Annotated in this window: 15 protein-coding genes; 1 reads left to right on the plus strand and 14 read right to left on the minus strand. The window is 42.3% G+C overall.

From position 1 onward, the window contains the following. Positions 1-34: 34 nt before the first annotated feature. The 10 genes from VRK28_RS10625 to VRK28_RS10670 form a co-directional block, all read right to left on the minus strand. Positions 35-2,362, minus strand: coding sequence for a methyl-accepting chemotaxis protein (locus VRK28_RS10625; RefSeq protein WP_062564788.1), 2,328 nt, complete (start codon positions 2,360-2,362; stop codon positions 35-37). A gap of 29 nt (positions 2,363-2,391) precedes the next feature. Beyond that, positions 2,392-2,877, minus strand: a complete 486-nt coding sequence (locus VRK28_RS10630; RefSeq protein ID WP_054562868.1) for a chemotaxis protein CheW — start codon at positions 2,875-2,877, stop codon at positions 2,392-2,394. Next, positions 2,874-4,955 (minus strand): chemotaxis protein CheA, encoded by a 2,082-nt coding sequence (locus VRK28_RS10635; protein WP_332393904.1) that lies wholly within the window; start codon positions 4,953-4,955, stop codon positions 2,874-2,876. Before VRK28_RS10635 ends, VRK28_RS10630 begins: the two co-directional genes overlap by 4 nt. A 15-nt stretch (positions 4,956-4,970) precedes the next feature. Then, entirely contained in the window at positions 4,971-5,333 is a 363-nt protein-coding gene (locus VRK28_RS10640) for a response regulator (RefSeq protein WP_054562870.1), read from the minus strand. A gap of 9 nt (positions 5,334-5,342) precedes the next feature. Next, a complete protein-coding gene (locus VRK28_RS10645; protein ID WP_054562871.1) occupies positions 5,343-5,615 on the minus strand; it encodes an STAS domain-containing protein in 273 nt (90 codons plus the stop codon). A 169-nt stretch (positions 5,616-5,784) separates the two neighbouring features. Further along, positions 5,785-6,402 carry an SCO family protein gene (locus VRK28_RS10650; RefSeq protein ID WP_062564785.1) on the minus strand — a complete coding sequence of 206 codons (618 nt, stop codon included), beginning with the start codon at positions 6,400-6,402 and terminating at the stop codon, positions 5,785-5,787. Then, positions 6,399-7,307: a heme o synthase gene (cyoE, locus tag VRK28_RS10655; protein ID WP_054562873.1), complete on the minus strand. Its 909-nt coding sequence runs from the start codon at positions 7,305-7,307 to the stop codon at positions 6,399-6,401. The genes VRK28_RS10650 and cyoE overlap by 4 nt, the downstream gene beginning before the upstream one ends. 9 nt (positions 7,308-7,316) lie before the next feature. Beyond that, positions 7,317-8,306 (minus strand): COX15/CtaA family protein, encoded by a 990-nt coding sequence (locus VRK28_RS10660; RefSeq protein ID WP_054562874.1) that lies wholly within the window; start codon positions 8,304-8,306, stop codon positions 7,317-7,319. Positions 8,307-8,326: 20 nt separating this feature from the next. Next, complete coding sequence (locus tag VRK28_RS10665; protein WP_054562875.1) at positions 8,327-8,821, minus strand: hypothetical protein; 495 nt, start codon at positions 8,819-8,821, stop codon at positions 8,327-8,329. Beyond that, on the minus strand, positions 8,802-9,551 hold the full coding sequence (locus VRK28_RS10670; protein WP_332393905.1) for an SURF1 family protein: 750 nt from the start codon (positions 9,549-9,551) through the stop codon (positions 8,802-8,804). The genes VRK28_RS10665 and VRK28_RS10670 overlap by 20 nt, the downstream gene beginning before the upstream one ends. A gap of 14 nt (positions 9,552-9,565) precedes the next feature. On the opposite strand from VRK28_RS10670, the gene VRK28_RS10675 reads away from it, so the two are divergent. After that, positions 9,566-9,877 carry a DUF2909 domain-containing protein gene (locus VRK28_RS10675; protein WP_082710866.1) on the plus strand — a complete coding sequence of 104 codons (312 nt, stop codon included), beginning with the start codon at positions 9,566-9,568 and terminating at the stop codon, positions 9,875-9,877. Here VRK28_RS10675 and VRK28_RS10680 read toward each other — a convergent pair. Genes VRK28_RS10680 through coxB form a run of 4 tightly spaced genes read right to left on the minus strand, consistent with a single transcriptional unit; the run spans position 9,777 to position 13,957 of the window. Further along, positions 9,777-10,652, minus strand: a complete 876-nt coding sequence (locus VRK28_RS10680; RefSeq protein WP_054562877.1) for a cytochrome c oxidase subunit 3 — start codon at positions 10,650-10,652, stop codon at positions 9,777-9,779. The genes VRK28_RS10675 and VRK28_RS10680 overlap by 101 nt on opposite strands. Before the next feature lie 37 nt (positions 10,653-10,689). After that, the gene (locus VRK28_RS10685) at positions 10,690-11,220 is read right to left on the minus strand and encodes a cytochrome c oxidase assembly protein (RefSeq protein ID WP_054554454.1); all 531 of its coding nucleotides are present in this window, start codon (positions 11,218-11,220) and stop codon (positions 10,690-10,692) included. Continuing rightward, entirely contained in the window at positions 11,220-12,815 is a 1,596-nt protein-coding gene (ctaD, locus tag VRK28_RS10690) for a cytochrome c oxidase subunit I (protein WP_054554455.1), read from the minus strand. The genes VRK28_RS10685 and ctaD overlap by 1 nt, the downstream gene beginning before the upstream one ends. Then, the gene (coxB, locus tag VRK28_RS10695) at positions 12,815-13,957 is read right to left on the minus strand and encodes a cytochrome c oxidase subunit II (protein ID WP_054562878.1); all 1,143 of its coding nucleotides are present in this window, start codon (positions 13,955-13,957) and stop codon (positions 12,815-12,817) included. Before coxB ends, ctaD begins: the two co-directional genes overlap by 1 nt. Positions 13,958-14,380 lie beyond the last annotated feature (423 nt).

Here is a 14,380-nt window from a genome sequence, read left to right on the forward strand (position 1 = left end):
CAATTAACTAGTTAGAATTTAATTGGGAAGAGTTTTAAAACTCTTCCCACTCATCACTAGGGTCAACAAAGTTATTACCTTTAGGTGCCGAACGCACTGGTGAGCTTGGCTGTTTAGCTGCAGGCGCTGAACTTGCACGGCTTGTAATATCCATCTCGTTATTCGATAACGAGAAGAAGTTTAACAAGCGGCGCATATCATTCGCTTGCTCTGCCATTGATTCACCCGCGGCAGAGGCTTCTTCAACTAATGCTGCATTTTGCTGGGTCATTTCATCCATTTGGGCAATGGCTTTATTGACCTGCTCAATACCAGAGCTTTGCTCTTCAGAAGCTTGGGCAATATCAGAAATCATTGCAGTAACTCTTTGTACTGCAGTAACAATTTCTTGTAATGTTGAACCCGATTCATTGACGAGTAATGTACCATCTTCAACTTTTCCAACACTGTCTCGGATCAATTCTTTGATTTCTTTTGCTGCAGCTGCTGAACGTTGCGCTAAGTTACGAACCTCACCTGCAACAACTGCGAAACCACGACCTTGTTCACCTGCACGTGCTGCTTCGACAGCGGCATTAAGCGCAAGTAGATTTGTTTGGAAGGCTATTTCATCAATGACACTAATGATGTCTGCAATCTTCTTACTTGATTCATTAATTGCTGACATACTGGTTACAGCGCGATTTACAACTTCGCCACCTTTTTGCGCTTTAGTACGTGTTTCTTCAGCAAGTTCATTCACTTCTTTTGCATTATCAGCATTTTGGCGAACCGTACTGGTCATCTCTTCCATGCTTGATGCTGTTTCTTCAAGTGATGAAGCCTGCTCTTCAGTACGTTGACTTAAATCAGCATTACCTTGCGAGATTTCTTCTGCACCACTGGCAACCAGCGTTGCTGAGGTATTAATGCGATTAATCACTTCAGTAAGCTTATCAGCCGTGGCATTTGCATCACGTTTTAATTTATCGAATGAACCTTGATAGTCTTGCTCAATACGTTTTGATAAATCACCGTTTGCCATAGCATCCAGCATATTGCCTGTGTCTTTTACTGCATCATCAACAATACTAACTAGGCTATTTAAGCCCTGCGCTAGACGTAAGAAGAAACCTTGTTTACCCGCTTCTTCTACACGGGCTTCTAAGTCACCACTACCCGCTGCAGCAACAAGGCCGGCAATTTCTTTTTCAATCGCGACTTCAGCTGTTCTATCTTCCCACTCCACAACCGTACCAATACGCTCGTTGTCTGGGGTGAAAATAGGGTTTGCAACCAAACCAAAAGTACGGCCGCCGACTTGAATTTCAGTACTGTACGTATCACTTAACTTAGCAAGCATGTTACGTTGATGTGCTGGATTCTTATGGAACACATCAATATTTTGACCAATTAAATTATTACTGTTGAAGTTAGGTAAATCTTTACGTAAATCACTTTCAGCAATTTTCATCATGTTCAGAACGGCTTCGTTCATGTAAATAATGTTGTTGCCAGAATCAGCAATCATGGTGTTAGTTGCCACGCGATCAAGTGCTCGGCGTACTCGCAAGTTTTCTTCTGCTGCACGCTTTTCAGCATCCGCTTTATTTACGCTATCAGTTATATCTTGCCACTCAACAATAGTACCTAAACGCTTACCCGAAGCGCTCACCCAAGGAGTCGCAATCAAGCTAAAAATAAGCCCCGCCAAACGCAATGTGGTTTTGTATGGTTCAGATAATGTTTTTAGTAATTCACGTTGATGTGATGGTTGTTTATGAAAATCATCAACACACGTACCCACTAAATTCGCCACAGAGAAGCTAGGTAGCACTGTTTGTAAAGTTGATTCGCGAGCTTGCAGCATTTGCTTTACTTGCTCATTAACAAAGATAATTTTTAAATCGTTATCGGCAATCATCACATTAGCTTGGCATACACGCAGCGCATTTGATAAATCAGCATCACGTTTTGACTGACGTTCAAGCTCTTTTTGCGGTGTGATGTCTGTAGCAAATTTGATAACTTTAGTGACATTACCATTGCTATCAATAATTGGGTTATAGGTACCTTGGATCCAAACTTGTTTGCCATTTTTACCGACACGCTTAAATTCATCAGTGAAGAACTCACCGCTGCGTAATCGCTGCCAAAACTGTTGATACTCAGGGCTTTGCGACTCTTTTTCAGCAACAAACATAGAGTGGTGTTGCCCTTGGATTTCTTCGAGTCGGTAACCCATGGTGTTTAAGAAATTAGCATTGGCAGTTATGATCTGCCCCGACGGTTGAAACTCAATCATCGCTTGCGACTTTCTAAGTGCCGCAATAACTAAATCATTTTCCGACTCAACATTTTTAGGACTGCTAAACCATCCCATACCCTTCACCTTCTTGTTAATCTACCCAGTTAAATGTCCATTGTTTTTTGTAGGTCAAGTAATGCGACCATTTTCTCACCCACATTGACTAAACCCGCAACAAATTGCGCGTTGTCTGAGTCAGACAAATGTGGCACTGCCTTCGCTTCATGCTCAGCAATGCTATAGACATCCGAGACGGCATCAACGGCGATGCCCATAATTTTACATGTATTTTCAAGCTGTACTTTTAGAACAATTACAACGGTTAACGGTCCGTATTCAATGGCTGAAATACCAAAACGTAGCCTTAAATCAATAATCGGCACTATGGTGCCGCGCAGGTTGATAACCCCTTTGACGAAATCCGGTGAATTAGGGATCACCGTAATTTCTTCCCAACTGCGAATTTCTTGCACCGTTAAAATATCAACACCATACTCTTCTTCAGCCATGAAGAAGGTTAAAAACTGTTTTACATCTTGATCTTGTTCAAGGTTTAGTTTGTTATGCAGGTCGTCGTGCTGTGCAATCATGACGCCTCCAAATTCGCTTTTGATTCAATAATCAATTCTTGGCTCCCAGGCTTTCTAAGCCCAGATAATTTAATCAAGCCACTAATATCAACAATCAAAGAAACACGACCATCCCCTAGAATTGTCGCCCCTGAGACACCATCAACTTTTTGATAATTGGCCTCTAAGCTTTTGATTACCACTTGCTGTTGCGACAATAAGTCATCAACCAATAAACCTACTTTTTGGTTGTCACTCTCTACGACAACCAACAAGGTTTTATCAAGCGTTTCAATCGCCCCTTTATGATTGAAAATATTATAAAGCCTTAAGATTGGAATATATTCGTCACGTAAACGCAGCACATCTAAGTCTTTGCCTACTCGACTCACTTTACTAATATCGATTTGCAATGACTCAATTATCGAAATCAGCGGGATGATGTAAGTGTGCTCAGCAATTCGGACTAACTGCCCATCTAAAATAGCCAACGTTAGCGGTAGACGAATTGTAAATGTCGACCCCACGCCTGGTGCAGAAGCCACTTCAACAGAGCCGCTAAGTGCTTCGATATTGCGCCTTACTACATCCATACCAACGCCACGACCTGATAAGTCGCTGACTTGATCGGCTGTAGAAAATCCTGGTAAGAAAATAAGCTCGTTGATTTCGTTATCAGACAACTCATCGGTTTCTGAAATTAGGCCGTTTTTAATTGCCTTTTCACGAATTTTAGTGGTATTCAGGCCCTGACCATCGTCCATAATTTCGATAACGATATTGCCACCTTGATGAAACGCATTGAGCGTTACAGTACCAACAGGGTCTTTTCCCGCTGCAACGCGTTTATCAACGGTTTCTAAACCATGATCTAAGGAATTTCTCACTAGATGCACCATGGGGTCAGAAAGTTTCTCCATCACGGTTTTATCTAGTTCGGTTTGTTCACCAAGTAATTTAAGCTCAACTTGTTTATCAAGCTTTTGCGAGATATCGCGTACTAAGCGAGGAAAGCGACTAAACACAAAGCTGATAGGCAACATGCGAATACGCATGACATTTTCTTGTAAGTCACGGGTATTATGTGCCAGTTGTGCTAAGCCCTCTTTTAATGAGGCTATAGTTGCTTCAGTGATCTCTTGCTCACCCAATTGACTTAACATCGCTTGGGTAATCACTAATTCACCCACCATGTTGATCAATGAATCAACTTTGTCGATACCAACCCTGATTGAGGTTGATTCTGCATTGGCTGTGGTTGCTTTAACTGGCGCTGGCTTTTTCGTATCAGTGATTGGTTTAACTGCTGCAGGTTCAGCCTCTTGCGCTGGCGCAGCCTCTTCAGCAACAGTTTCAACAGCGGCAACCTCTTCATCACCAAACAAACCACCACATAGGGTGATGGTGATATCAGCATCATCTTCAACCCACTCGAAAATTTCTTCGATGCAGCTTTGCTCTTTGTCTGTGGTTAAGAAAAAGCGCCACGACAAAAAACAATCTTCAGGGGCAAGGTTAGTAATATCGGGCACATCATCTTGAAAGGCTTGTGTTTCAAGTTCTCCCAATTCCGCTAATTCACTGATCATGTACAGTGGTTCATTACCGGTTTTAAATAAATGATGGTGTGGTTTGAAATCGATTTGATAGGTGTTAAAGCTGCTTTCGCTAACAGCTTCTTGCGTTGGCTCTGGTGCTTTACTTGCAGCACGCATACCAAGAATTTCTTCAAATTTAATACGCAATTCATCAGCTTCAGTTAGATCTGGCTGCTGCTCAGCTTGTAAAGTTCTGAGTAAAGCCCGTAAACAGTCAACTGATTTTAAAAGTAAATTTACATGCTCAGCAGTAAGATCTCGTGAACCTTCACGAATTTGATCTAAAAGGGTTTCGAGAACATGAGTAAAGTCTGCAACAGCACTAAAGCCAAAGGTACCGCTACCTCCTTTTATTGAATGCGCAGCGCGAAAAATTGTATTTATGGTCTCTAAGTCTTCTTCGCCAGGCACTAAGTTTAATAACTCAGCCTCCATAGCGTCGAGTCCTTCGAAGCTTTCTTCGAAGAATACTTCAAAAAATTGGCTTAGATCTATACTCATGCCCCGCTCCTATTATTAGCGAATCACTTTTTTCAATACCGCTAACAATTGCTCAGGATTAAATGGCTTAACAATCCAACCAGTTGCACCAGCAGCTTTACCTTCAGACTTTTTATCAAGACCCGACTCTGTAGTCAGCATCAGTAAAGGTGTGAACTTGTAATTAGGTAAGCTACGTAATTCACGAATAAGGGTAATACCATCCATTACCGGCATATTCACATCAGAAATAACAGCATCAAAGCCTTGTTGTTTTGCGATATTTAAAGCTTCGCTGCCGTCTTTCGCTTCTGTCACATCAAAGCCAGCTTTTTTAAGCGTAAAACCAACCATTTGGCGCATAGATGCAGAATCGTCTACTGCTAAAATTCTTTTCATAAAAACCTCTTAATTGGCATTCTCAAGCACAAGATAATGGCTTAAGCCCAAACTATTAATTGCCTGTTGCAACGGCTTACTCTCGCCAACCCAAATAATTTTGTGTTGCACCGAAAGTAAATGCTTCTGTAATGCACATAAAAGCTGAATTGATGCTGTGTCAGCACGGGTCACTTCACTGATATCCAAACAGATATCATCATTTGCTGACAACTCTTGTAGCAAATCTTGATGGAGTGTTTCGACCTGACTAATAGCTAATTCTGTAGGGAGCTTTAACATTACTTATACCTTCCCTGCTTTAAACAATTCATAACAAAAGCTTAGACTGACTAAATAAAAATGCCATAATTTGAATCAAAAAATAGTAAAATTTTTTAGTAGCTTAGACATTTATATCAAAAAAGGAAGCTTTTCTTTTGCGGAAAATGACTCCCTTAACCAAGAAAGTTTACTTTGCGTAATAATCTGCTATTTTTTTGAACTCTTCAGTCAAAGTTGTGGCGTTTATTAATGGCACGCTGCCTTGTTTAAATTCAGGCTTAAAAATCGCACGTACCGAGCCATCGCCATCAACCATCACTACCGACGCGCTATGATCAACTGCATACTCTTGCTCATCACTATCGTTAATTGCGTAAATTAAGCCAAGCTCTCTGACAAATGGAAAAAGCTGTTTGTGTGGGCCTGATACTGCAAGAAAATCAGGATTAAAGTAATCAATGTAGGCTTTGCGTTTTTCGGTTGTATCACGCTTTGGGTCAACGGCAACAAACCATACCTGCACTTTGTAATCTTGGCTTAACTGCTTTTGTACTGCCGTTAGTTTCGCCAATGTCATTGGACATATATCAGGGCAACTGGTGTAGCCTAAAAAGACCAAATTCCAATGCCCCATAAACTGACTGTTATCAGCGGGCGCACCATGTTGATCGGTTAATAAAAACGGACTAATCAGCTTTGCTTGCTCATAAACCAGTGCTTCGACTTCAGGAGCGGTGTTGTTTTTACCACAACCGGTTACAAACAATACCGCACTGAAACATAAAAAAGCGACGATTCGCGTCATAAAACTAACCATTTATCAATGAATAAGGCGATAAAGAGTAGCATTAAATGCACGATTGAAAAACGAAATAAGTCCATTGCTGTATCATCTTTTGGGGCAATTTTTAGTTTTAACGCTTTATAAATGAATATCGCGTTTAAAACGCTTGCTCCTAGTAAGTAAATTAGCCCTGACATGCCAATTAAATAAGGCAACACACATACCAAAGCAAGCAAAATGCTGTAGCCAACAACGCAGGTTTTACAAAATTCGATACCGTGAGTAACAGGCAACATAGGAATCTTTGCCCGCTCATAATCGCTTTTACGTGCAATCGCTAATGCCCAAAAATGTGGTGGGGTCCAAGTAAATATAATCATCACTAACAGCCAAGGAGCCGCAGCCATATGGCCTGTTTCAGACACCCACCCTAGCAACGGCGGCATAGCACCTGCCAAACCACCAATAACAATATTTTGCGGTGTGGCACGCTTTAAAAATGAGGTGTAAATAAAGGCATAGCCGACAAGCGCAAACAAAGTAAGAATGGCGGTGAGCGTATTCGCCCATACCATAAGCATAACAAAGCCTAGTATTCCTATAGTTGCAGCAAAGCTCAAAGCATGTTGTTTACTGAGCCGACCTTTTGCCACAGGACGATGACGTGTACGTGCCATTTTGCTGTCGATTTCACTATCAACAACATGATTGATCACGGCAGCAGCAGCCGACAGCAAGCCAATACCTAGCAAACTTGCAAGCTGCACAAATACCCCTCGCCCAACATCGGGAGCCAATGCCAAACCAACCCAAGCAGTTAGTACAAGCATGGCAACTACTTTAAATTTACTGATAGCTAAGTAATCTTTAAGTAACTCTGAGCTTTGAATAAATAATGATTTTTCTGAGCTTAGTAATAATGCCATCACAGCCTCCTAGGTTCTTATTTTTAAGTGGAAGCATAGTCTTACCATGCTAAGCAGTAACAATGCGGCCATTAGGTTGTGCGCAAGCGCTACACTTAATGGGAAGTGCCAGTGCACAACAGCTAGACCTAAACAGATTTGGCACAACAAAGCGATTAATACAGTGACTGTGCAGTGCTTAATTTTTCGAGAGTAACAGCGTGAATATATGCGCCACATGATCAGCGCTAACACCACACAAGTAACCAGCGCCCAAATACGGTGTAGCAGATGAATAGACATACGCGCCTGCTGCGATAAAACGCCATATTCATAGGTGCTGTGCTCAAGCGGTAGCTGAAACACACTCTTCAAAGAAAACGGTTGTCCGTAGCTACACAGCGGTAAGCCATTACAATGCGGAGCGGCGTAATTTGCTGCAAGCCAGCCACCCAACGCAATTTGCAGTATTAGCACCACCAAGCCCACCAGCGCTAACTGATAATATGGCTTTGCGCCGCTATCACTGCTAGCAACAGGGTCGGTCTTTAAACGTAGATACAATAAAAACAGCAACGACAAGATACTAAAACCGCCGAGCAAATGCCCCATAACAACCAAAGGCTGTAGGTTCATAGTGACAGTCCACATGCCCAATACGGCTTGGAATACCACCAATAATAATAGTGCTAATGGCAGTTTAACCGGCGTATTTGGATATTGGCGTTTTAACCAGGCAAAAACAAACAAGGCTAAAATAAGTAAACCAAGGGCACCGGCAAAATAGCGATGGATCATTTCTTTCCATGCTTTTGCTGCTTCAAACATCATATCAGGGTAGTTTTGTTCAACATGTAACAAAGCAGTTTCATGTTTTGGCACAGTTAAAAATCCATAGCAACCAGGCCAGTCAGGGCAACCAAGCCCAGCATCACTCAGCCGTGTATAGGCACCAAGCCCAACAACTAAGATAGAGAAGAAAACCGTAATTAAGACTAAATATTTATAATTTTTATACATCTTTATCCCCTTAATGAGGTTTAACTTGAACGCGCATAGTTAAGTAGTTTCTTTAAGTCTTTAAGTAAGCCTTTTTGAATCAGTCTGTTTTGTTCTGGCTCAGCCGTGTAGGGGTAATGCAAAACCACTAAGCCCATGTGATCAACCAAGTATAAGTCTCCCGCTTTGAGCGCAGGACTTACTGCTAATTGACGCCAATTTGCCGATACCTGCTGTTGATTTGTCAGTACCGCCACATCCACTTTTTGCTGATTTTTACCTAAAGCGACATATAGGTTATCTAGACTGGCTAATTGGTTTGCACAAACTTCACTGCACTCTTTTGGGTAATTAAGCGCAATTGTCCATTGTTTAGGATCGCCTTGTTGCCAATCAGCTAATTTAACTTCTTCGCTTAAAAGCTCACCATGATTACTCGAACCACTCGGTAACCACTCAAGCTTTAATGCTGCATAAGCAAGTGCCAGCGGCACAAAACAGCATAAAACGAATAAACTAAGCGGGTTTATTTTCATAACCTCTCCTTCTCATCGCAAAATAAGCAATAACAACACACGCTAAGCCGATTAATAACCACTGCACGGCATAGGCGTAATGTTTTTCTGGCCCCATCACGACACTCTGGTAATGCGGGGTTGCAATACCATCTGCTTCATTGCGATAACCAATAAAGTCTTGTAAGGGCTTTGCTAATTGAGCACTAAAAATTGCTAAGTCGATGCCTTGAATACGCTTAGGCCAACCTTGTTCTGCACCAATCTCATCGGCAAGTGTGAAGCCTTGTAAGTTGCCTTGTTTTAATTGCACAGTAGCCGTAAAGCTTGTTGATTCTGGCCACACAACGGTTGGCAACTGGCTACGGTTTGTTGGAGCTTTTAGCCAACCAAAGTTAACGATTAAAGGCGCGGTTTCACCTGCAATTGTCATCGCTACTAGTAAGTCATAGCCCACTTGCCCCTGATAAATTTGATTATCAAGCAGCCAGTAATGTTGTTTATTTACCTCGCCAGAGACTTTGACTTGCAAGCCCGTTTTGTTCAGCTCACTAGGTAAATTTTGCAGTTCTTGCCAGCTCAAAACGCCTTGCTCTTTCGAAACGGCTAACTGGCTTAGTTGCTGCTGTTTTTGCTCGCCTCGCTGGTATTGCCAAACGCTTAGTCGCAAACAAATAAGCACTGCAAGTATCACAACGCAAATTGCGATAATTGAGCTAAGCTTTTGTTTACGCCATAAAATTAACTGCATTTGGAATACCTAATATGATTAAAATCATTATTGTTTTGTTATTACTTTATATTCTGTTCAACCTATTTAGAGCACTGTTTGTGATGATGTCAGCAAAAGAGCACTCGAAACCCATGTCGCATTACTTAGGTCGTCGAGTGCTGTTTTCAGGTATTGTGCTGGTGCTCATCATTGCCGCAATGAAATTGGGCTTTATTCACACCAACCCGTCGCCGCTTCACAAAGCTACAGCACGTACACAAACACAAATAAACACAACCACACCACATCAACAAAGTGCCAATACCAAGCAGCCGCTTGAAAGGCAAAATGCTTTTCACTCGTGAAGTGGCCTTTAAAAATTCTGAGCAGCACCACAAATAAAATAATGGTGCCTAGTGTCACGTGCATACCGTGAAAGCCAGTTAACAAGAAAAAGGTATTCCCATAAACGCCCGCATCTAAGGTCAAACCTAAATCTTGGTAAGCATGCATATACTCGTAAACTTGTAAGCCAAGGAAAATCACACCTAACAGCACGGTTAAAGATAAAAATACCTTTAGGGCGCCGCGCTTATTGTTTTCTATCGCAACATGAGCAAAGTGAATTGTGACCGATGAGGTAAGCAGAATAAGCGTGTTGATCAGAGGTAGACCTTGCCAACCCATAGCCTGTGTGGTCTCGCCCGCTGGCGTAGTTAATAACGGCCATACGGCTTCAAAGGTTGGCCAGAGCACTTCGTTGGTCATGGCATTATTACCAGCACCACCAAGCCAAGGCACCGAAATCATACGTGCGTAAAAAAGAGCGCCAAAAAATGCCATAAAGAACATAACCTCAGAGAATATGAACCAGCTCATACCTTGTCTGAATGAGCGGTCCATTTGTGCTGAGTAAAGCCCTTTATGAGACTCTTCAATAACGTTTCTAAACCAACTAAAAACCATATAAATTAATATGGCAATGCCTAGATACAAGACATACTGGCCACTACTGCCCTCACCACTTACTTGCATCACAGTTAAACCAGCACCGACAGCAATTAAAAACATCGCGATGGCACCAACTATTGGCCAAGGACTCTCGGCTGGAACATAGTATTTTTCATAATTTTGATTCATTTTGTTTGCTCCCAATTAGCAATTAGCTTGGCGGCTTTTAATCGTTTTTAGCCACAACATGCCCGCTAATATCAAACACGGTATACGACAACGTCAGTTCCTCAACGTCGTCGGGTAACTCAGTATCAACATAAAACAACAAGGTAAATTCCATTTCTTCACCGGCTTTCATTGGCTGCTGATCAAAGCAAAAACAGGCTATTTTATGTAAGTACTTTGCCGCTTTACCCGGTGATACTGATGGAATTGCTTGCATGACTTTGTCTTCATTACTGGTGTTCTTTGCTGAGAATTTAACTTCACGCATGGCACCTGGTTGTACCGCCACGCTGTATTGCTCAGACTGCACCTTAAATGGCGCGCCGCTTTGGGCGTGAGTGGTAAAGCTGACATCAACTTGGCGCTGTGTATTTATTGATTCACTCGCGCTCGCTTTTTCTAATGATGGCTTACCATTCAACCCTGTAACGTCGCAAAACACGTCGTAAAGCGGCACCATTGCAAAAGCAAATGCGAACATGAGCAAGCATGTAATCAGCAGTTTTTTTAGCAAAGGTGCATGGTTCATTACTTAATCTCCGGCGGTGTTTCAAAGGTGTGATAAGGCGCTGGAGAATCGACTTCCCACTCTAAACCTTCAGCTCCATCCCATACTTTGGCAGGTGCCTTTTCGCCACCTCGAGCACATTTAAATACCACCAATACAAACAACAGTTGCGATAAGCCAAATGCAAAACCACCAATACTGATAATGGCGTTAAAGTCAGCGAATTGCAGAGCATAATCAGGAATACGACGCGGCATACCAGCAAGGCCAACAAAGTGCATAGGGAAGAACAACACGTTGACACTGATTAGCGATAACCAAAAATGCCATTTCGCCAGCGTTTCGTTGTACATGTTGCCAGTCCATTTCGGTAGCCAATAATAGGCTCCCGCCATAATTGAGAACACAGCCCCCGTCACAAGCACATAATGGAAGTGAGCCACCACAAAATAGGTATCGTGATACTGAAAATCTGCTGGTGTAATCGCAAGCATCAAGCCAGAGAAACCACCTAAGGTGAATAACACAATAAAGGCGATGGCAAACATCATCGGAATTTCGAAGCTAATCGAACCTCGCCACATGGTGGCCACCCAATTAAACACTTTAACGCCCGTTGGCACTGAGATCAGCATGGTGGCGTACATGAAGAACAACTCGCCAGCCACAGGCATCCCAGTGGTAAACATATGATGTGCCCAAACGATAAAACTTAGCAGCGCAATCGATGAAGTTGCATACACCATAGACGCATAGCCAAATAGCTTTTTGCGCGAGAAGGTAGGTACGATAGTCGATATAATGCCAAAGGCCGGCAAAATCATGATGTACACTTCAGGGTGACCGAAGAACCAGAAAATGTGCTGGAACATCACAGGGTCGCCCCCACCGGCTGCATCAAAAAAGCTGGTTGCAAAGTATTTATCGGTCAACACCATAGTGACCGCCCCTGCTAGAACTGGCATAACAGCAATTAACAAGAATGCAGTGATTAACCATGTCCAAACAAATAGCGGCAGCTTCATCCACGTCATACCTGGCGCTCTTAGGTTGACGATAGTCACGATAACGTTAATCGCCCCCATAATTGAGCTGATACCCATGATATGTACGGCAAACACAAAAAGTGCAGTGTTATCGTTGCTGTAAGTTGTTGATAGTGGTGCGTAGAAAGTCCAACCAAACGCAGGACCACCACCAGGCATAAGTAACGAAGCCAATAGGATTAAAAATGCAAATGGCAAAATCCAAAAGCTCCAGTTATTCATACGTGGTAAGGCCATATCTGGTGCGCCTATCATCATAGGTACCATCCAGTTTGCAAGCCCAGTAAATGCAGGCATAACAGCACCAAACACCATGATCAAACCATGTACGGTAGTCATTTGGTTGAAAAAGTGCGGGTCGACTAACTGTAATCCAGGCTGAAACAGTTCAGCGCGGATCACCATTGCCATCGCTCCACCAATTAAAAACATGGTGAGTGAAAAAATCAGGTATAAACTACCAATGTCTTTATGGTTGGTAGTGTATAGCCAGCGCTTAAAACCTTTAGCTGGATGATGATGGTCGTGATGCGCATGCCCTGTTGCTTGCTCGTTAATAACATTACTCATTAGTTCGCCTCCGCTGCTGCATCAATCGCGGCTTGAATTTGACTCGGTTGGATAACATCGCCGGTATCATTACCCCACGCGTTTCGCTTATAAGTAATAACCGCAGCAAGTTGCTTAATTGAAAGCTGTTTATCAAACGCTTGCATTGCTGTGCCAGGCTTACCGTGTAACACGATATCTATGTGATCTTTTACATCACCTAATACAATCGGGCTGCCTTTAAGCGCTGGAAAAACGCCCGGTAAGCCCATACCAGTAGGTTGGTGACATGCAGCACAGCTTGCCATATACACTTGCTCACCTAAGACCATAAGCTCTTCTTTAGGTAATGTTTGATCAAGCAAAGCAGCATCTGCTGCAGCCGCATTGGCTTTTTCTTGCTTGGCATCTGCAAGCCAATTAGCAAACTCATCTTCAGGTAAGGCTTTCACCACAACAGGCATAAAGCCATGATCTTTACCGCATAACTCAGCACATTGGCCACGGTAAACACCTGGCTCGTTAATACGTGTCCACGCTTCATTGATAAACCCAGGATTTGCGTCCTTTTTAACCGCAAAATCAGGCACCCACCATGAATGAATTACATCGTCTGAGGTCATTAAAAAGCGCACTTTCTTATTGATAGGAAGTACTAGCGGTTTATCTACTTCAAGCAAATAATGCTCAGTTTTCTCTGCTTGGTTGTCTATTTGATCTTTAGGAGTAGATAGAATCGAGTAATAAGCAATGTCTTCACCCATGTACTCGTAATGCCACTTCCATTGTGAGCCAGTCACTTTAATGGTGATATCGGCTTTAGAGGCATCTTCCATGGCAATTAAGGTTTTTGTGGCAGGCACAGCCATGGCGATTAAGATGACAAATGGAATAGCAGTCCAAAGTATTTCAACTTTTGTACTTTCATGAAATTGGGCAGGCTTGGCCCCTTTGGATTTACGGTGGTGTATTAAAGCCCAAAACATCACCGCAAATACGATGATGCCGATTACACAGCAGATAATAAATATCGTCATGTGTAACTCATAAACATTATTACTTATATCGGTCACCCCTTTACGCATATTGTATTGGCTATTTGCCAATGCAAGCTCAGGAAGTGCAAACAATATAAGCCACAAGGCGTAACGCAGTTTACCCATGTGACGGCTCCTTTAGATGCTATTGCAAGACGCAAAGCGAAAAGGCGATACAACAAGGTGCCCATTCGTTTTTCTTATTGTTCAGAGCGACTACGTATCATTTTGACCCACTTATGATACCGACCCCATGACTAACACCTCGCACATTTTTGTGTCTTTTTATTAATTAGGTGTTAATACAGTGTATTAACCAATTAGTTAAAAAATGACCAATAAGCAAGTTTTAATGATAATAAATGTTTATTTTGGTGCAGAAATAACAACTATAATCAGCGCTTTATTTAATGTTTAGGAGTAAGAACGAAATGTAAAAAGAGAGGAAAACTGCGCTATATAAGGCTTTAAATGAAGAGTAAGGATTCACAAATCCTAATTAAGTAGTAAAATTTCAGTGGCGCACCAAATTGAGTCAATTTAATGCAC

It is taken from the genome of Pseudoalteromonas sp. P80D2, assembly GCF_036680945.1.
In the GTDB taxonomy this organism is placed as follows: domain Bacteria; phylum Pseudomonadota; class Gammaproteobacteria; order Enterobacterales; family Alteromonadaceae; genus Pseudoalteromonas; species Pseudoalteromonas shioyasakiensis.

Bases quoted from the DNA above. Each gene is read 5' to 3' on its own strand.
- VRK28_RS10625 (WP_062564788.1), bottom strand. From the start codon at position 2,362: ATGGGATGGTTTAGCAGTCCTAAAAATGTTGAGTCGGAAAATGATTTA.
- VRK28_RS10630 (WP_054562868.1), bottom strand. From the start codon at position 2,877: ATGATTGCACAGCACGACGACCTGCATAACAAACTAAACCTTGAACAA.
- VRK28_RS10635 (WP_332393904.1), bottom strand. From the start codon at position 4,955: ATGAGTATAGATCTAAGCCAATTTTTTGAAGTATTCTTCGAAGAAAGC.
- VRK28_RS10640 (WP_054562870.1), bottom strand. From the start codon at position 5,333: ATGAAAAGAATTTTAGCAGTAGACGATTCTGCATCTATGCGCCAAATG.
- VRK28_RS10645 (WP_054562871.1), bottom strand. From the start codon at position 5,615: ATGTTAAAGCTCCCTACAGAATTAGCTATTAGTCAGGTCGAAACACTC.
- VRK28_RS10650 (WP_062564785.1), bottom strand. From the start codon at position 6,402: ATGACGCGAATCGTCGCTTTTTTATGTTTCAGTGCGGTATTGTTTGTA.
- cyoE (WP_054562873.1), bottom strand. From the start codon at position 7,307: ATGGCATTATTACTAAGCTCAGAAAAATCATTATTTATTCAAAGCTCA.
- VRK28_RS10660 (WP_054562874.1), bottom strand. From the start codon at position 8,306: ATGTATAAAAATTATAAATATTTAGTCTTAATTACGGTTTTCTTCTCT.
- VRK28_RS10665 (WP_054562875.1), bottom strand. From the start codon at position 8,821: ATGAAAATAAACCCGCTTAGTTTATTCGTTTTATGCTGTTTTGTGCCG.
- VRK28_RS10670 (WP_332393905.1), bottom strand. From the start codon at position 9,551: ATGCAGTTAATTTTATGGCGTAAACAAAAGCTTAGCTCAATTATCGCA.
- VRK28_RS10675 (WP_082710866.1), top strand. From the start codon at position 9,566: ATGATTAAAATCATTATTGTTTTGTTATTACTTTATATTCTGTTCAAC.
- VRK28_RS10680 (WP_054562877.1), bottom strand. From the start codon at position 10,652: ATGAATCAAAATTATGAAAAATACTATGTTCCAGCCGAGAGTCCTTGG.
- VRK28_RS10685 (WP_054554454.1), bottom strand. From the start codon at position 11,220: ATGAACCATGCACCTTTGCTAAAAAAACTGCTGATTACATGCTTGCTC.
- ctaD (WP_054554455.1), bottom strand. From the start codon at position 12,815: ATGAGTAATGTTATTAACGAGCAAGCAACAGGGCATGCGCATCACGAC.
- coxB (WP_054562878.1), bottom strand. From the start codon at position 13,957: ATGGGTAAACTGCGTTACGCCTTGTGGCTTATATTGTTTGCACTTCCT.